At 39.0% G+C, this 16,526-nt stretch carries 19 protein-coding genes and 1 pseudogene; 12 read left to right on the forward strand and 8 right to left on the reverse strand.

The annotated features are described in order from the left end of the window. Window positions 1-14: 14 nt before the first annotated feature. Entirely contained in the window at window positions 15-737 is a 723-nt protein-coding gene (locus MMB69_RS08740) for a GDSL-type esterase/lipase family protein (protein WP_098524741.1), read from the forward strand. Window positions 738-767: 30 nt separating this feature from the next. Here the strand turns inward: MMB69_RS08740 and MMB69_RS08745 are convergent. Further along, a pseudogene (locus MMB69_RS08745) lies at window positions 768-1,808 on the reverse strand (alkene reductase); the annotation flags it as partial. A gap of 173 nt (window positions 1,809-1,981) precedes the next feature. Beyond that, on the reverse strand, window positions 1,982-2,101 hold the full coding sequence (locus MMB69_RS08750; protein WP_115654312.1) for a DUF4023 domain-containing protein: 120 nt from the start codon (window positions 2,099-2,101) through the stop codon (window positions 1,982-1,984). 206 nt (window positions 2,102-2,307) lie between these two features. Here MMB69_RS08750 and MMB69_RS08755 point away from each other — a divergent pair, with 206 nt between their 5' ends. Both MMB69_RS08755 and MMB69_RS08760 read left to right on the forward strand, forming a co-directional pair. Continuing rightward, window positions 2,308-2,625, forward strand: coding sequence for a hypothetical protein (locus MMB69_RS08755; protein ID WP_014459353.1), 318 nt, complete (start codon window positions 2,308-2,310; stop codon window positions 2,623-2,625). A gap of 242 nt (window positions 2,626-2,867) precedes the next feature. After that, a complete protein-coding gene (locus MMB69_RS08760) occupies window positions 2,868-3,368 on the forward strand; it encodes a DUF6584 family protein (RefSeq protein WP_277447592.1) in 501 nt (166 codons plus the stop codon). Window positions 3,369-3,398: 30 nt separating this feature from the next. Here the strand turns inward: MMB69_RS08760 and MMB69_RS08765 are convergent, their stop codons facing one another. Next, window positions 3,399-4,586: a macrolide family glycosyltransferase gene (locus MMB69_RS08765; protein ID WP_277447593.1), complete on the reverse strand. Its 1,188-nt coding sequence runs from the start codon at window positions 4,584-4,586 to the stop codon at window positions 3,399-3,401. 219 nt (window positions 4,587-4,805) lie between these two features. On the opposite strand from MMB69_RS08765, the gene MMB69_RS08770 reads away from it, so the two are divergent. Continuing rightward, complete coding sequence (locus MMB69_RS08770; RefSeq protein ID WP_221784251.1) at window positions 4,806-5,522, forward strand: CPBP family intramembrane glutamic endopeptidase; 717 nt, start codon at window positions 4,806-4,808, stop codon at window positions 5,520-5,522. 148 nt (window positions 5,523-5,670) lie between these two features. On the opposite strand, the gene MMB69_RS08775 is transcribed toward MMB69_RS08770, so the two are convergent. Both MMB69_RS08775 and MMB69_RS08780 read right to left on the reverse strand, forming a co-directional pair. Further along, complete coding sequence (locus MMB69_RS08775) at window positions 5,671-6,780, reverse strand: GerAB/ArcD/ProY family transporter (protein ID WP_277447594.1); 1,110 nt, start codon at window positions 6,778-6,780, stop codon at window positions 5,671-5,673. 15 nt (window positions 6,781-6,795) lie between these two features. Further along, a complete protein-coding gene (locus tag MMB69_RS08780; protein ID WP_014459357.1) occupies window positions 6,796-7,029 on the reverse strand; it encodes a hypothetical protein in 234 nt (77 codons plus the stop codon). 220 nt (window positions 7,030-7,249) lie between these two features. Here MMB69_RS08780 and MMB69_RS08785 point away from each other — a divergent pair, with 220 nt between their 5' ends. From MMB69_RS08785 to MMB69_RS08800, 4 genes are all read left to right on the forward strand, one after another. Next, on the forward strand, window positions 7,250-7,522 hold the full coding sequence (locus MMB69_RS08785; RefSeq protein WP_221784253.1) for a hypothetical protein: 273 nt from the start codon (window positions 7,250-7,252) through the stop codon (window positions 7,520-7,522). Between the two features lie 84 nt (window positions 7,523-7,606). Then, on the forward strand, window positions 7,607-7,798 hold the full coding sequence (locus tag MMB69_RS08790) for a hypothetical protein (RefSeq protein WP_014459359.1): 192 nt from the start codon (window positions 7,607-7,609) through the stop codon (window positions 7,796-7,798). Between the two features lie 42 nt (window positions 7,799-7,840). Then, window positions 7,841-8,212 (forward strand): hypothetical protein, encoded by a 372-nt coding sequence (locus MMB69_RS08795; protein WP_116738915.1) that lies wholly within the window; start codon window positions 7,841-7,843, stop codon window positions 8,210-8,212. A 44-nt stretch (window positions 8,213-8,256) separates the two neighbouring features. Beyond that, window positions 8,257-8,790: a GNAT family N-acetyltransferase gene (locus MMB69_RS08800; protein ID WP_269871682.1), complete on the forward strand. Its 534-nt coding sequence runs from the start codon at window positions 8,257-8,259 to the stop codon at window positions 8,788-8,790. A 153-nt stretch (window positions 8,791-8,943) separates the two neighbouring features. On the opposite strand, the gene MMB69_RS08805 is transcribed toward MMB69_RS08800, so the two are convergent. Then, window positions 8,944-9,693 (reverse strand): MerR family transcriptional regulator, encoded by a 750-nt coding sequence (locus tag MMB69_RS08805; protein WP_277447595.1) that lies wholly within the window; start codon window positions 9,691-9,693, stop codon window positions 8,944-8,946. A gap of 158 nt (window positions 9,694-9,851) precedes the next feature. On the opposite strand from MMB69_RS08805, the gene MMB69_RS08810 reads away from it, so the two are divergent. Together MMB69_RS08810 and MMB69_RS08815 are read left to right on the forward strand one after the other, a co-directional pair. Continuing rightward, window positions 9,852-10,304 carry a MarR family winged helix-turn-helix transcriptional regulator gene (locus MMB69_RS08810; RefSeq protein WP_221784258.1) on the forward strand — a complete coding sequence of 151 codons (453 nt, stop codon included), beginning with the start codon at window positions 9,852-9,854 and terminating at the stop codon, window positions 10,302-10,304. A gap of 22 nt (window positions 10,305-10,326) precedes the next feature. Continuing rightward, the gene (locus tag MMB69_RS08815; protein WP_277447596.1) at window positions 10,327-11,934 is read left to right on the forward strand and encodes an MDR family MFS transporter; all 1,608 of its coding nucleotides are present in this window, start codon (window positions 10,327-10,329) and stop codon (window positions 11,932-11,934) included. 34 nt (window positions 11,935-11,968) lie between these two features. Here the strand turns inward: MMB69_RS08815 and MMB69_RS08820 are convergent, their stop codons facing one another. Together MMB69_RS08820 and MMB69_RS08825 are read right to left on the reverse strand one after the other, a co-directional pair. Further along, window positions 11,969-12,121, reverse strand: coding sequence for a hypothetical protein (locus MMB69_RS08820; protein WP_013057796.1), 153 nt, complete (start codon window positions 12,119-12,121; stop codon window positions 11,969-11,971). A gap of 25 nt (window positions 12,122-12,146) precedes the next feature. After that, window positions 12,147-12,329 carry a YolD-like family protein gene (locus MMB69_RS08825; protein ID WP_013083869.1) on the reverse strand — a complete coding sequence of 61 codons (183 nt, stop codon included), beginning with the start codon at window positions 12,327-12,329 and terminating at the stop codon, window positions 12,147-12,149. 618 nt (window positions 12,330-12,947) lie between these two features. Here MMB69_RS08825 and MMB69_RS08830 point away from each other — a divergent pair. Together MMB69_RS08830 and cysI are read left to right on the forward strand one after the other, a co-directional pair. Then, window positions 12,948-14,756, forward strand: a complete 1,809-nt coding sequence (locus tag MMB69_RS08830; RefSeq protein WP_214988391.1) for an assimilatory sulfite reductase (NADPH) flavoprotein subunit — start codon at window positions 12,948-12,950, stop codon at window positions 14,754-14,756. 22 nt (window positions 14,757-14,778) lie between these two features. After that, on the forward strand, window positions 14,779-16,500 hold the full coding sequence (gene cysI / locus MMB69_RS08835; RefSeq protein WP_277447597.1) for an assimilatory sulfite reductase (NADPH) hemoprotein subunit: 1,722 nt from the start codon (window positions 14,779-14,781) through the stop codon (window positions 16,498-16,500). Window positions 16,501-16,526: the final 26 nt, after the last annotated feature.

The raw sequence follows: 16,526 nt of genomic DNA on the forward strand, positions 1-16,526 counted from the left end.
GGAGTGTCGTTTTCGTGAGTTCAACAAAGAAAGTTGTATTTATCAGTTCCATTATCTTAAATGTCCTTTTCATAGGTGTTTTTGCTTTTTATGCAAGTAGCAGCAGCGCGATGAAAAATCCGCTGTCATCTAAAAATTCGTCTAAGCAAAGCTATAGAGATAATCCTTATTACATTGAACGGACCACTTTGTTCAAGCAATTAAGTATTCCTAAAGAGTCAATCGTATTTCTCGGTGATAGCATTACCCAGCGCTCTGAATGGAGCGAACTTTTTCATAATAAGCAGATTGTCAATCGAGGCGTAGCTGATGATACAACAGAAGGGGTATTGCATCGCCTAAAAAGTATTACAGATGCTAAGCCAAAAAAGATTTTCTTGATGATTGGCATTAACGATTTAAATGAGCAAAAATCTGTAAAAAAAACCAAAGCCAATTATGCTGAAATTCTTGAGCGTATTCATAAAGAATCACCGAATACAAAAGTCTATATTCAAAGTGTACTGCCCGTTAACAATAAAAAATGTGGCGACGCAGTGGACAATAAAGATGTTATCGCATTAAATAACTATTTAGAGCGTCTGGCTAAGAAACACAACGATTCTTACATTGATCTGTATTCGAAAGTATCTACACATAATCAGTTGAAAAGTAATTTCACGGTTGATGGTCTTCATTTAAAAGGCCAAGGCTATGCTATTTGGAAACAAGAAGTTCAGGCATACGTAAACCAATAAAAAAAAGCGCTCCTTTCGGAGCGCTTTTTTTTAGATAAGCTCTGGTAAATGTTTTTTAGCATCGTATTCCACAAGAGCATCATCGTTTTTAATACGCTGTAAATAATCAGGATTTGAAATAAGCGGGCGGCCAATAGCAGCTACGTCGATCCAGCCGGCTTGCAGCGCTTTTTCAGCTGATTCAGGCGTTAAGTCACCTACACCGATAATCGGTCCATCCCAGTACTTACGCGTAATTTCATAAAGATTTTGACCGTTTTGAACATCTTCATAAAAATCCAGCATAGACGGATGAATGATCTCAATTCCTGTTTCTTTAAATGCTTCTGTATACGTTTGAATAGCTTTTTCAGTGTCGTCCCAGCGATAGTCGGGTTTATCAAGCTTATGAGGAGAGAAGCGAATCACAACGCGCTCTTTTCCAATGGCGTCGATAACAGCAGAAATCACTTCTTTCATAAACGTTAATCGCTTTGCAAGGTCGCCTCCGTATTCATCAGTGCGTTTATTAGACCAGTCTGAATTAAACTGATCGATTAAATAACCGTGAGCACCGTGAATTTCAACGCCGTCAAATCCTGCTTCAATGGCATTTTTAGCGGCTTGAGCGTACTGTCCTACAACTTCTTTAATATCTTCTTTTGACATTTCTTCAGGCTCTTCGTAGGGCTTGCGGAAACGAGGCACTTGGCCTTGTGCTGCAATAGCGGAAGGGGCCTGAGGCTTATGTCCATTGATTAACCCGGAATGACTCAAGCGGCCAACGTGCCAAATTTGAGCGATAATCGTGCCGCCTTCTTTGTGAACAGCTTCTGTTACAGGCTTCCATGAATCAATTTGTTCTTGGGTATAGATACCCGGAACGCCAGGATTTCCTTTTGCGCGTTCGCTGATAACAATTCCTTCACTAATAATTAAGCCAATACCATCCTTTGCGCGGCGACGGTAGTAGTCTACAACGTCCTGACCGACTACGCCTGTCTCTGGATCAGCAAAGCATCTTGTCATCGGTGCCATTGCTGTACGAGTTTGTAAATCAAATGCTTCAATGTTTGTTGGTTCGAATAATTTTTCAAATTTACTCATTTTATATTCAGCTCCTTAAGAGGAAAGTGTAGCTGCGAACGTTTTTGCAGCGGGTTCAGTTTATTGTAACAGGGGATTTGTTTTATCTTCAAACATTTCGCCTTCCGAAAAATGTTCACAAAAAAAGCCGGCTGTCTTTACAGCCAACTTTTACAACATTAATGCTGTTTGTTAGGAAGTTTTTTCTCAGGGTGGCCAGTAGCTTGACCCTGCTTATTTTTAAGCTGCTTTTCTTGATTATCGTTCAGCTTTTGAACAAATTCATTTGTGTTTTCCATTATTCAAACCTCCTTTATTAGCTTTCCCTGTTACTATAACCCATTGCACTCAAAAACATGACCCCAATCCGCTAAAAGCCACTCCGTATATGCATCCGTATATAGAAATTAATAGGAAAATCGTGTATACTGTTGTAAAAATAACGTTAATGTTTCGTGAGTTTATAACTTCTTATTCATTCATGAACAAGAAAAGGTGTTACGCAATGAGTGATTTTTTTAGCGGGAAAGAAATGTCGTTTATTTTAATTTTGACATTCAGCGTGTACATATTTGTGTGGAATGTTCCCCTTCAGGCAACAAATGCCATGATGATTTACTTTATCCTGCTGTTTTTGTATACAGTCAGTAAGCTGCTTTTTTCTCCTCAGTTCCGACAATTTCCGCTTGTTAAAGTGCTATTGGCCATTTTATTCGTTCTTATGCTGGCTGAAATAATCGTTGCTTATAGCACTCATAGCATAAAGATTACAGATTTACGTCATATTTTTGATTATTTCAGTCATATGGATTTGTATTCATAATTTTTTTGAATAGCTTTGTTAACATGCTTTCGCAAACTATAGGTCTCTTACTTTTGAACATACAAGAAGATGAAAAAGCAGGGTATATTGTATATAAAGCTTAAGAAACGCCTCTATTCTTCAGCTTTTTCTCTTTTAAAGGAGTAGGAGGTCTTTGTTCATGACCATGCTCTTTCAAAAATTAACTATCGTTCATTGTACGCTTAGTAAAATGAGTATAAAAGATAAAAAAGGAGAGGCGCATGAGGGATGTAGTTTCCAAAAAAACAAGGCAAAATATTCATCGAGACATTGAACAAGGGAACTTAGGAAAAGTGAGAGACCGCCTGCACGGTTTGCTCGTTACATATCCAAATGAGCTGTCTTTGCGAAAAGAACTCGGAGATATTTATTATCGTCTTCAAGACCTTCAAATGGCAGGGCGCTACTGGTATTTAGAAAAAGAAAAAACAGTGGAAATGACTCGCGCTTGTCTGCTCTTTGAAAAGAAGTGCGGCGATAATCCAGCTGTAATTGCACGAGCATTAAAATTCAAAGGAGACAAAGAGCAAATTCACGATTTACGTATTCAGGAAATGCTCTCACAAACTCAGCGTACGGTCATAGAAAAATTGATTGAACCGCCGGAGGAAGAAACGATAGGGGATAAGCTTATTGTAGCTGGATGCGCGTTGATTTTTCTTACAGTCGTCAGTTTTCTAATCATTGGTGTATATACCGTTTGTACATGGGTTTTTTTATGAGAAAAAGGTGCACATCAGTGCACCTTTTCTTTATGAATGTTGCTTCACTACGTGATTGATAATTTGCTCGGCTGCTGCAGCCGGGCCAGATGCCTCTTGGAAACTTGCGTTAATTTCTTTAATTCCTTTTTTATAGGAATCTTCACTGACAACTTCGTCAACGGCATTTCTTAAAAGAGAAGCATTTACCGTTTCTTTTGCTAAGCGATACCCGGCGTTTAGTTCCACGAGCCTTTGAGCAACGAGAGGCTGATCTTTGCCATGAGGTAAAACGACCAGCGGTACGTTAAAATGAATAGCTTCATTTACGCTGTTCATGCCTCCGTGCGTGACAAAAACGTCCGCTTCTTTTAACACGTCAAGCTGGGGAACATAAGACGAAATAATAAAATGCTCCGGGGCTTTTTTAATTTTTTTAAAATCAGCTCGATCGCCCGCGGCAATCACAACTTTTCCATCAAAGTCGCTAAATGCGTCGATGCACAGGTTGAAAAAGCCTTCTACATCATGAAGTACCGTTCCCATTGAAATATAAAGAACTTTTTCGTCTTTTAGTTTTTCTAACGGAAAATCATGAGAGCTGTGACGCTGTGGAAAGCTTGGCCCAATAAATAAACATGAGTCATCAAAATGTTCATGAAGAGGCTGGAAAAAGCGGCTTGTGTACACGACCGTTAATTCGCCTTCATTGTTCATAAATTGAAGCAGATTTTTAGGCTCTACGCCAAACTGATTTTTAAGCAAGCTGAGCCCGTACTGAGCTTGTTCATCCGGCTGAAATGGAACGCCTGAATCCGGATGAAGAGGCATCATTGCTAAGCGGCCTTTTGGCATTAAAAAAGAAGCAGATGAGACAATGCCGGGAATCCGCAAATAATCACGCACTAATTCGCCTGCTCCAAACTTGTCGTAGAACACAAAATCAAATTCAATTTTTTTTGATAATGTATGAACAAGCTTCAGCGTATCTAAAGAAGTTTGGATGTGGATGTTTAAAAAAGCGTTGATTCCTTGAGGAGTTTCAGGCCTGATGGATACACCGCTTAATAAGTCTGGGTGAGTGTGTACGATAGCCCCGGCGTTTTCAAGGCGCTCTTTAAATCGCTCGGCCGTAATGTAATGAACGGTATCACCTCGGTCTGAAAAAGCTTTTACCATTCCAAGCGTTGGGTTTACGTGACCTTCAGCGGGAAAGTTGATCATTAAAATGTTTGCCATTTTTTCACTTCACTTTCGGTAAGATTTCTTCAAGCGTAATCAAATATAAGGAAGTTGACAACTAATTTGGTTAGCCCATTTATTTTTTAACTCACTTCCTTTGTGTATAAAATGTGAAAAAATATAACTTTTTTCCTAAAAAATAACATAATTAAACTGAGTTTATGATAGAATTTTGAGAGCACTAGAGAGAAAGAATCATTTTTGGAGGTTGCTATTTTGAGTACGTTATCAACAAATTCAGAACCAGTTTTAAAGCCTAAAAAGAAAAAAGAGTTTACTTACTTCACATTGCTTCTATTTATCGTGTTGGGCTTTGGACTGCAAATCATAGCCGGAATTGGAGTAGCTGTTTACGATGAAGTTACGGGTTCAAATATGACAGGGATTTTATTAGAAGGACCCTATGCTCTGCTCGTAGACGCAGCGTTTTTTCTAGGAGTTGCGGTGCTTTATAGACCTGTGCGCAGATTTTTAAAGCCTATGTGGAACTTCTCAGTATTAAAAGAAAGAAAAACGTATGTATATATTGTGGCAGGCTTTTTAATTGTAGCCGCGGTGCAGTACGTGATGCTTTCATTTTTAAACGTAGAAAGCGCAGATCAGCAGCAAAAAGATTTAAATCAAGGCAGTTTTAATGAAACGCTGCTTTCAAGCTGGATATTTTTTATAAGTGTAGCAGTTATCACGCCTATTAAAGAAGAACTGCTTTATAGAGGTGTTTTATGTGGTTTCTTAACCAAACGCCACCACGTGCTTGTGGGCATTTTCGTTTCCGCTCTTGTATTCGGTCTTTTACATATTGGCTTTCCGATTACAGCTACCGTCATGGGACTTGTCTTTGCCATTATTTATTATCGAACAAAATCTATTTTCCCATCTATGATCCTGCATATGCTGTGGAATGGATTAGTGAGTATAACCGTGTTCTTTTAAAAGAGGCTGAAACAAAGTAGTTTCGTTGAGGGAAGATCCGAACGATGAATCGTTCGGATTTTTTTATTGATAGGATGTACCTAAGTTTCATGTATGTAGCTCTTTCTAGCTGTTGATTGGATGGATTTTGTTATGTCTCAATTTCTTTTTATTTCGATAAAGACGCCGAATGCTTTACGCGGATTTTCCCGACTATTAATAATCCAAGAGGGTAAAACAGCCCAAATAACAGACTGTACGGAATCCACGTATCTCGGTCCCACGTTTGTTCATATGGAATGCTTGGATACACGATAAGTGAAAATGTAACGGCAATAATGCCTAGTGGAAGAGTTAAAATTCGGTAGTTTTTTAATTCAAGAATTTGAGCAAGTCCAGAAACGGTCGCATAGTAGTAGAGAGACGTTTTAAAATAAAGAGATAAAAACCACATAATAGCCATAATGACTTCAATGTTTTTTAGAAAATCCGCGACTTCGATCCGCCTTGCAAGCTCATAGCTTGGATATAAAGCGATACGTGTATACGTATTTCCAAGTACAAGAATGCCAAGCAACAAGATAATAATCATAATGCCTCCACCGATTAAGCTTCCTGTAAAAAAAGCGCGATTTCGCTGATCTGGTTCCGCTACGTGAGCAGGGAAAACGGTTAGCAATACAATAAAGGTGAGAGAAGTAATACTTGTAAAGACCAGAATAGATCTGATAATAGGCTTAACGCCCACCTCTAACAAAGGCTGCAAATTCTCATAATGAATTTGAGGGAAGATCGAAAAAACTAAGATTAAAAACGGAATAACAAACCAAGGAAAGAGAATTTCAGCACAGCGGGCAATCGTTTCAATGCCAAGCCGAACACCGACAATCACAATTCCCATAAACAAAATATGAACAGCAAGCATAGGCGTTTGAATAATAATTCGAGTTGTTAGAAATGAGCCCACGTAAAACAAAACTTGACTGCAAAAAAGAAGAGTAGAAGCGACAAATAAAAGAGAGACAAACTTTCCTAGCCACTTGCCTAAAATGGCTTCGTTTAGTTCTATAAGGGTTTTATTCGGATAAAGGCTAGAGAGTTTGATATACATCCATACAAGTAAAACGCCTACAACTACGCCTAAAATAGCTGAAATCCATGCCTCTTGTTTAGAATCAGCCGTTAAGCTTCCAGGCACGACTAAAATAGTATCGCCTAAGCTATAAAAAATAACGAGTATTCGAAACTGTGCTGCGGATAATTTCATCTGACTATGCATGTTGTTCACTTCCTTTTACTTCAGCAGACTGAACAAAAAATCACTAAAAGGTTTTAATAAAAAAGCAATGCCGTCTCCGGGGTTGGGGATTTCCACACCGCCGTATTTTAAACTAACAATCAAAATACTTACTGTGAACAAACTCCAAAAAATTCGCTTTTCTTTTTTATTGTTCACTTTTTTTAAATAAGGTATTTCTACTAAACAAACAGATGCACAAAGTAAAAAAATCCCTAAAAATATAAGCATGTATCAACCTCAATTAGTAACCCTTCAAAAATAATGAAGGGATGTTAAAGACGTTTGTGTTTCAAAGATAGTATGAACCAAAAAGGCTTCATTTATGAAAAGTGAGACTAAAGGCAGGGCAAAACCGTGTTATAATGACCAAGTTGAGCGTTATAATAGAAAAAACAGCATGATTACAAACAAGTAGATACATAACAAGGTAAGGATGGGAGAGATATATATGGCAGATGAGCTCAAAAAAATGCTAGATGACAAAGAAAAGGTGCAGCTTATTATCGCCGCTGTTGTGATGCTTGGAGGCCTGGTCGTTTTGTTAAAAAGCGTTGCAACAGGGCAGGCCATGGGTCAAAAATGGCTAGAAAGTCAAGGGAACGCAGACACGGATCTCTATCTTGAAACGATAAAAAGCTACATACATCTGTATCAAATTGTGGGTGGCGTCATGTTTGGAGGAGGCCTTTTCACGTTACTTCGTGCTAAGCTAAAGAAATAAAGCGGCAGCAAAATAAAAGATCATAGTCCAAAAGAAGCGTCATATCTTTTTAATAACTTAAAAAATAGTGAAAAGGAGTTATGTATGAATAATGAAGAAAATACACCGGCTTATCATCTGTTTATGATGATAGGAGCGCTTGCTATGCTGATTTTTGGTGTGGTCGGTTTCTTTATTCAGTATCCTGCTACGTTAAGTTTTGTGATGTGTATTGGCGGAAGTATTATATTTTTGCTGCATTTATTTGAATATATGAAACCTAAAAATGAACTATAGCATCTTCAAACGAGGAAATCTAGAAGCAAAGGAAGATGAGAAATGCGGAAACACCGTACGTATGAAACGCTAGTTGATCTTTATCAAAAAAGCGCCAAACTTCATTATGAAATCGATTATCGAGATAAAAAATCTGTAAAAAAAGGCAACCGAGCGGCAGAAGATATGAAAAAAATTGCGCAGCTCATTCATTTATATTATCCAGGCATGCTATTTGAATTTTCAACACTGCTGACAAATCCTACTTATCGAATCGACCTATGGGCTGCACATCATATTTTAGAAATTATGAGCTATTCACCAATGCTTGAGGACAACGCGCTTTCCGTCATCGAACGCTACGCCGACGAAAATGATTTTACGGCTTTAGGAAATCGCATGTGGTTAGATCAGTGGAGAGAAAAACAGCGCTAGAATTAAGCTAGGCAAACCAGATTAACTAAAAGGAAGATAGATATATGAGTTTACGTATATTAAAGAACGGAATAGGCGTCACTATTCGAGGAGCAGAGCCAAAAGACGCAGAGAAAATGATTGCTTTTTACAACCGGGTAGGCGGAGAAAGTGATTTTCTTTCATTTGGAGAAGGGGAGTTTCTTAGACCTGTTTCAGAGTATGAAGTATTTTTAGCTTCTGTAAAACGAGAGCACAATTCTCTTATAGTTGTGGCTGAAAAAGAAGAGGAAATCATTAGTATTGCATCCATCACCTCGTCTCAAAACCCGCGTAATAAGCATGTGGGGACCCTTGGTATCGTGGTAGAGAACGCTTATAGCGGGCTAGGGCTAGGAAGACAGCTCATGATTGAGCTGATTGAATGGGCACGTACGAATAAACAAACAAAAAAAATTGAACTGGTGACGCGGGAAGATAATCAAAGAGCTGTTGCTTTATACAAGCAGCTAGGTTTTCAAACAGAAGGGTTAAAAGAAAAAGACACCTATATAAATGGCGTGTACTATAATACAATGCTTATGGGGCTTCATTTATAAAAAGAGGCTGGAACAAAAGTAGTTTCGTTAAAGGAAGGTCCGAACGATGAATCGTTCGGATCTTTTTATTGGTATGGTGAATAGGGGCTTAATCTATTTAATTCCTTCTAGAAGTTGATTGGAATGGTTTAGCTATACCTAAATCTTTTTTGCTTATTGTTTTTTAGCATCAGCAAATACACTCATCGCCTCGTTCATAAATTTCGCTAATCCTTTTCCATAGCGGTCAATGTTGGTTGTAAATCGCTCATCTTGCACATACATTTCTCCAAGACCTTTAAAAGCCTCTAACGAATACGTTCCAAAGTTCTCATTTAAAAATTGATACCATGTCGCAATAGCTTTTTGAGCTTCTGTAGATGATGGTGACAGATCACGAAGCGAAGCTAAGTGAGTGTAGATACTTTCCCATTCGTTTGACATGTGCTGCTGCTCTTCTTGTGAAAACCTTTGTACTTTTTCATTCGCTTCATCTACCCGGTGGTTTCCCCAGCGCTTCCGTGCTTCTTCTTCGTATGGGTTATGCGAAAAATCCAGTCCTTTAAACCGCTCTTTTTCGTTCATTTCAATCGCTCCTTCTTCATATTGAATCGTTTTATTAATGGTTACGATCATTTGATCGAGCCGACTGCGTTTTTCAATCAGCATGTTTTTTTGCAGTATCAACGCTTCTGTGCGATTAAACGTCGGGTCTGCTATAATCTCGTGAATTTGTTTTAAAGGGAAGCCAAGTTCTTTAAAAAATAATATTTGCTGAAGCATATCCAGATTAGCCGGTGAATAAAGCCGGTAACCGGATTCACTAACGGCATCAGGTTTTAATAGCCCGATTTCATCATAGTGATGCAGCGTGCGGACGCTGATTCCTACTAAGTCAGCAACTTCTTTTACTTTTCTGTTCATTCTTTCATCTCCCTTCTGAAATCTACTATAAAATATAACGCAGCGTAAGGGTCAATACTAAAAAAGAAATAATTGACTTTTAGTTTATATGCATTTATATTTAATTAGCATTAACTATTTATAACATGAAATAAATAAGCAAGCCTGGAGGAATAGATGTGACAAAAAGCAATCAGTATCTTGGAGAGATTCGTTCATCGCTTCAAGTGCTATTTGAAAAAATGCAGCCCGAAATGATGGAGAGTTTAAATGAGCATGAGATGACTCCTACGCAACTATTTGTTCTTTCTTATTTAAAGAAAGTAGGGAGCAGTAAGGTTTCTCAAATTGCAGAAATGATGGATGTCAAACCGAGCGCCGTGACTCTTTTAGTAGATCGTCTCGAACAGCACAATTTTGTTGTAAGAGAACATAATAAAGAGGACAGACGAGTCGTTGATATTACCTTAACGGAATTTGGGCATCGCAAGCTTGAAGATGTGCTGAATAGTCGAAAAGCCATTATGGACCGCTATCTTTTGCATCTAACAGAAGAAGAGCTTTCCATGATGGCTTCTATTACGAAAAAGCTTGCAACGTCAGCTGCTTCTTATAAAGAGAAGCAGCAGTAACAAAAAAGAGGAGAGACACACGATGGAAAATCAAAAAAATTCAAAGCGCACGCTTTTATTAATTGGCTTAATTATTGCGATGTTCTTTTCTGCACTTGATGGAACCATTGTCGGAACAGCTATGCCAAGAATCGTAGGAGATCTTGGTGGATTGAGCATGATGACATGGCTGACAACAGCCTATTTATTAACGTCCACAACGGTTGTTCCGATTGCAGGGAAACTCGCTGATTTAGTAGGACGCAGAGTAATTTATGTTACAGGACTTATTATTTTTATGGTTGCTTCTGCTTTATGTGGAATGGCAAATAATATGACAGAGCTTATTTTATTCCGTGCATTACAAGGAATTGGCGGCGGCGTTATGATGCCGATGGCAATGATTGTAATCGGTGATTTATTTACAGGAAAAGCACGAGCAAAATTTCAAGGAGTATTTGGAGGAATTTACGGTCTTGCTTCTGTCATTGGTCCACAAATTGGCGGATGGATTGTTGATTCACTGAACTGGAAATGGGTGTTTTACATCAACTTGCCGGTAGGGATACTCGCTACCGTTTTTATTGCACTGGGACTTCAAGGAAAGAAACATACGGGACCTGTGAAATTCGATGTAGCCGGTATGTTCACAATGGTTATCGGAGTAGTGAGCTTGCTTCTGGCCCTGAGCTTTGGAGGAAAAGACTACGACTGGAACTCTTGGCAAATTGTTAGTCTATTTACACTGGCTGTTGTTGGGATCATAAGCTTTATTATTGTGGAAACGAAAGCGAAAGAGCCGATTCTTCCGATGTATTTATTTAAGAATCGAACGTTTACGCTTTTAAATATCGTTGGCTTTTTTATGAGCATCGGCATGTTCGGAGCCATTACGTTTGTTCCGTTCTTTATGCAAGGAATCGTTGGAGTCAGCGCCTCGGAATCAGGTACCATTATGACGCCGATGATGATTTCAATGATCGTAACGAGTATTATTGGAGGGCAGCTTGTTTATAAAGTTGGAATCAAACCTCAAATCGTAACGGGTATGCTTATTATGGCAGGAGGGTTCTTTTTATTAACAACATTAGACCTTCATACTAGCAAGCTTGTTGCCACTTCTTATATGGCCATAATCGGTTTGGGAATGGGGCTTGTGATGCCAATTTTAACGCTTGCTCTTCAAGAAAGCTTTTCAAAAGAAGAGCTCGGTGTGGTTACATCATCAAGTCAATTTTTCCGTTCAATTGGAGGAACGTTCGGTATTACCATTTTAGGAGCGGTAATGAATGCAAAATCAGGTACACTTCTTACTGACAAACTCGTTCCATATTTAAACACATTGCCTGCTCAAGCAAGTGCTTTTGCAGACGGGTTTAAAAAAGCGATTGATACGAATCCTGAAAGTGTGCTGCAGATGCTGTTTAGCCCTGAGGCGCTAAAGAATATCCCAGCTGCGCTTTCAGACAGCATTGTGCCAATTTTGAAGACCTCGCTAATGAGCGCATTGCACAGCGTCTTTTTCATGGGCTTAGCTTTTATTGTTTTAGGGGCGGTATGCACATTATTCTTAAGGCAGATCAAGCTTTCAAATAAAAAAGCCGAAGAAAAACCAGAAGAAGGCATTGCTGAAGTAGAGCCATCACATTAAAAAAAGCGCACAAATTTGTGCGCTTTTTTCTATATCAACTAGTGGTTTCATTGGGCTTACGAAGAAAAGGGGATTGTTTAGACGTGTCATACGAAATTTGATCAAGTAAATACGTTAAATATAAGTTCAGTTCAAACCTATCTTCTGACACAAAATCTGTAAGCGCTTGCTTATTATCTTTCCACATGGTAATTCCTCCTTAATTTTACATACTAATGAATGGATTTAATATCAGAAAGCAAAAGGGAAACAACGGCTTCATTTTCGTCTTTTACGGATAGAATTTGCTGATGGAGATTTAAGTTGTGCACGCGGCCTTTGCACGTTTGCAACGTTCCATCTTTATAGTAAGAAACAGTTATCGTCCCACTTTTCGTTAATTCTCGCAAAAACATTCAAGAAGCCTCCTTAAAAAAGATTACCTGATTTAAAAGCCAGTCCTTTCATTTGAGATGAGCAAAAGGGAATTGTATGTACTGCAAGCTTCCCTTTATATTCTTCAATGTGTATGAATAGATCGAATAAAAGGTTGCTAGCTCACCTATAAAATGTCCTAAATTTCAGAATATACTGTCTTTTTCGTATAGTGTTTTTTAAAAGGATTAATGTTACATTTATTATGTAACATTCTGATGAGAAAGAAAACCGTTTCTACAAAACTTCTCTAAAAATTACAAAATATTCATATTTATGTGAAGGATGTAGAATGAGCAAATATAGAAGTAACTGCGTTTATAAAAAACGTAACGACAGCTTCAAATATTAATGATCTTAATACTAGTTATCAATTATATGTATTTTACTAATTTATTCTTCTCCGATAAAATGCAGGTAGACGAATTTGATAAGAATTTTCTAATGATTTATATAATTAAATTTGATATAATCTATAGGAATAATAATGTATGAAGGGAAACATCATTGATTAATTAGACACAGGTATTAAATGTTGTTGAAGATGATTCGTAAAAGCATACATATTTAAATTATATATTTTTGTGAGGTGGACAGTGTTGCAACTTAAGGTAGTAAACAGCCCTTTTAATCAAGAACAAGCAGATTTGCTTAATCGCCTTCTGCCGACATTAACAGAAGCACAAAAAATGTGGTTGAGCGGTTATTTAACAGCATCTCAATCTACGTCTGCCGAAGGAACGCCAGACGTTTCTACAGCAGCGCCTGATCAAACGAAACAGACGGTTTCAAAAGACGTAACGATTCTTTACGGATCACAAACAGGAAATGCTCAAGGACTTGCTGAAAATACAGGCAAAACGCTTGAAGCAAAAGGTTTTAATGTAACTGTATCTTCTATGAATGATTTCAAACCAAATAATTTAAAGAAACTTGAAAATTTATTAATCGTCGTAAGTACACATGGAGAAGGAGAGCCGCCTGATAATGCCCTGTCTTTCCATGAATTTCTTCACGGCCGTCGAGCACCAAAACTTGAGAACTTCCGTTTCTCTGTCTTATCGCTTGGAGACAGCTCATACGAATTTTTCTGTCAAACAGGAAAAGAATTTGATGTGCGCTTAGCAGAACTTGGCGGTGAAAGACTGTATCCGCGCGTTGACTGTGATTTAGATTTTGAAGAGCCCGCGAATAAATGGCTTAAAGGTGTTATTGACGGATTAAGCGAAGCAAAAGGACACAGCGCTTCGGCAGCTGTTCCAGCGGAAGCTCCTGCAGGAACTTCACCATATTCAAGAACAAATCCTTTTAAAGCAGAAGTGCTTGAGAACTTAAACTTAAACGGCCGCGGATCAAATAAAGAAACGCGACACTTAGAACTATCTCTAGAAGGTTCAGGTTTGACGTATGAACCAGGAGACAGTTTGGGTATTTATCCTGAAAATGACCCGGAGCTTGTTGATCTTCTTCTTAACGAATTCAAGTGGGATGCAAGTGAAAGTGTAACGGTTAATAAAGAAGGAGAAACGCGTCCTCTTAGAGAAGCGCTAATCTCTAATTTTGAAATTACCGTTTTAACAAAACCGCTTTTAAAGCAAGCAGCTGAGCTTACTGGAAACGATAAGTTAAAAGCGCTTGTAGAAAATCGTGAGGAATTAAAAGCATACACACAAGGCCGTGATGTGATTGACTTAGTTCGTGACTTCGGCCCATGGAACGTATCGGCACAAGAGTTTGTAGCCATTTTACGTAAAATGCCAGCGCGCCTTTACTCGATTGCAAGCAGTTTATCAGCAAACCCTGATGAAGTTCATCTAACAATCGGAGCGGTACGCTACGAAGCGCATGGACGCGAGCGTAAAGGTGTTTGTTCAGTTCTATGTTCAGAACGTTTGCAGCCAGGCGATACGATTCCTGTATACCTTCAAAGCAATAAAAACTTTAAGCTTCCTCAAGATCAAGAAACGCCAATTATTATGGTAGGACCTGGTACAGGTGTGGCTCCGTTCCGCTCATTTATGCAAGAGCGTGAAGAAACAGGAGCAAAAGGAAAGTCATGGATGTTCTTTGGAGATCAGCACTTCGTAACAGACTTCCTTTACCAAACAGAATGGCAAAAGTGGTTAAAAGATGGCGTACTGACAAAAATGGACGTGGCGTTTTCACGCGATACTGAAGAAAAAGTATACGTACAAAACCGTATGCTCGAACATAGTAAAGAATTATTCCAATGGTTAGAGGAAGGCGCATCTTTTTATGTGTGCGGAGATAAAACAAATATGGCACGCGACGTGCACAACACGCTAGTTGAAATTATCGAAACAGAAGGCAAGATGAGCCGTGAACAGGCGGAAGGTTACCTTGCTGAAATGAAGAAACAAAAACGTTATCAGCGTGATGTATACTGAGGATTGAAAGGAGATTTTCAACATGGTAAACAAAATTTTAAAAGCGCCCGAAGGTCCTCCAAGTGACGTTGAGCGCATAAAAGATGAAAGTAATTATTTGCGCGGTACATTAGGAGAAACAATGCTCGACCGCATCAGCTCAGGTATTTCTGAAGACGATAATCGTTTGATGAAGTTCCACGGAAGCTACTTGCAAGATGATCGAGATCTTCGTAATGAACGTCAAAAACAAAAGCTAGAGCCAGCTTACCAATTCATGCTTCGCGTCCGTACGCCAGGCGGTGTTTCAACGCCAGAACAGTGGCTAGTGATGGATGATTTAGCACAAAAATACGGAAATGGAACGTTAAAGCTGACAACTCGTCAGGCATTCCAAATGCACGGCATTTTAAAGTGGAACATGAAGAAAACGATTCAAGAAATTCATGCTTCTTTATTAGACACAATTGCAGCTTGCGGAGATGTAAACCGTAACGTAATGTGCAATCCGAATCCGTATCAGTCAGAAGTACACGCTGAAGTATTCGAATGGTCAAAAAAATTAAGTGATTACTTATTGCCTCGTACAAGAGCGTACCACGAACTTTGGCTAGATGAAGAGAAAGTGATCAGCACACCGGAAGTGGAAGAAGAAGTGGAACCAATGTACGGTCCGCTCTATTTGCCAAGAAAGTTCAAAATTGGCGTAGCTGTTCCACCTTCTAACGATATTGACGTGTATTCACAAGACCTTGGCTTTATTGCAATTTTAGAAGACGAGAAACTTGTTGGATTTAACATAGCAATCGGCGGCGGTATGGGTATGACGCACGGAGATAAAGCAACTTACCCTCAGCTTGCAAAAGTGATTGGGTTCTGTCGACCTGATCAAATTCTAGAAGTAGCGGAAAAAATCATTACGATTCAACGTGATTATGGAAACCGCTCTGTGCGTAAAAATGCGCGTTTTAAATACACGGTTGATCGTCTTGGATTAGAAACGGTAAAAGAAGAGCTTGAAAATCGTCTAGGCTGGAGCTTAGACGAAGCAAAATCTTATCACTTTGATCATAACGGCGACCGCTACGGCTGGGAAAAAGGTGTAAAAGGAAAATGGCACTTTACTCTTTTTGTTCAAGGTGGACGTATTGCTGACTTTGAAGATTATAAGCTTATGACGGGTCTTCGTGAAATTGCAAAAGTTCATAGCGGTGATTTCCGCTTAACGGCCAATCAAAACTTAATTATCGCGAACGTATCCACTCAAAAGAAAAAGCAAATCAGCGACTTGATTGAACAATACGGATTAACTGACGGCAAGCATTATTCGGCTCTTCGCCGCAGCTCATTAGCTTGCGTATCGCTTCCAACTTGCGGGCTTGCGATGGCAGAAGCTGAGCGTTATCTCCCGGTTCTTCTTGAGAAAATTGAAGCAATTGTAGATGAAAACGGTCTTCGCGATAAAGAAATCACCATTCGTATGACGGGCTGTCCTAACGGCTGTGCACGTCCTGCTTTAGGTGAAATTGCTTTTATCGGTAAAGCACCGGGCAAATACAATATGTATCTTGGAGCAGCGTTTGATGGCAGTCGCTTAAGCAAAATGTACCGTGAAAATATCAGTGAAGAAGAAATTTTAAACGAACTGCGCGTCTTACTTCCTCGCTATGCAAAAGAAAGAGAAGAAGGCGAGCACTTTGGTGACTTTGTCATCCGCGCTGGTGTAATCGAAGCTGTAACAGACGGCACGAATTTCCACGCGTAATACGTATGAAGGGACTTTTCTAACTT

Origin of the sequence: Priestia sp. P5 (assembly GCF_029522155.1) — a bacterium.
Classification (GTDB): domain Bacteria; phylum Bacillota; class Bacilli; order Bacillales; family Bacillaceae_H; genus Priestia; species Priestia megaterium_E.

Coding starts and splice junctions, on each gene's coding strand:
- MMB69_RS08750 (WP_115654312.1), bottom strand. CDS start 2,101: ATGGAAAACACAAATGAATTTGTTCAAAAGCTGAACGATAATCAAGAA.
- MMB69_RS08755 (WP_014459353.1), top strand. CDS start 2,308: ATGAGTGATTTTTTTAGCGGGAAAGAAATGTCGTTTATTTTAATTTTG.
- MMB69_RS08760 (WP_277447592.1), top strand. CDS start 2,868: ATGAGGGATGTAGTTTCCAAAAAAACAAGGCAAAATATTCATCGAGAC.
- MMB69_RS08765 (WP_277447593.1), bottom strand. CDS start 4,586: ATGGCAAACATTTTAATGATCAACTTTCCCGCTGAAGGTCACGTAAAC.
- MMB69_RS08775 (WP_277447594.1), bottom strand. CDS start 6,780: ATGCATAGTCAGATGAAATTATCCGCAGCACAGTTTCGAATACTCGTT.
- MMB69_RS08780 (WP_014459357.1), bottom strand. CDS start 7,029: ATGCTTATATTTTTAGGGATTTTTTTACTTTGTGCATCTGTTTGTTTA.
- MMB69_RS08785 (WP_221784253.1), top strand. CDS start 7,250: ATGGCAGATGAGCTCAAAAAAATGCTAGATGACAAAGAAAAGGTGCAG.
- MMB69_RS08790 (WP_014459359.1), top strand. CDS start 7,607: ATGAATAATGAAGAAAATACACCGGCTTATCATCTGTTTATGATGATA.
- MMB69_RS08795 (WP_116738915.1), top strand. CDS start 7,841: ATGCGGAAACACCGTACGTATGAAACGCTAGTTGATCTTTATCAAAAA.
- MMB69_RS08800 (WP_269871682.1), top strand. CDS start 8,257: ATGAGTTTACGTATATTAAAGAACGGAATAGGCGTCACTATTCGAGGA.
- MMB69_RS08805 (WP_277447595.1), bottom strand. CDS start 9,693: ATGAACAGAAAAGTAAAAGAAGTTGCTGACTTAGTAGGAATCAGCGTC.
- MMB69_RS08815 (WP_277447596.1), top strand. CDS start 10,327: ATGGAAAATCAAAAAAATTCAAAGCGCACGCTTTTATTAATTGGCTTA.
- MMB69_RS08820 (WP_013057796.1), bottom strand. CDS start 12,121: ATGTGGAAAGATAATAAGCAAGCGCTTACAGATTTTGTGTCAGAAGAT.
- MMB69_RS08825 (WP_013083869.1), bottom strand. CDS start 12,329: ATGTTTTTGCGAGAATTAACGAAAAGTGGGACGATAACTGTTTCTTAC.
- cysI (WP_277447597.1), top strand. CDS start 14,779: ATGGTAAACAAAATTTTAAAAGCGCCCGAAGGTCCTCCAAGTGACGTT.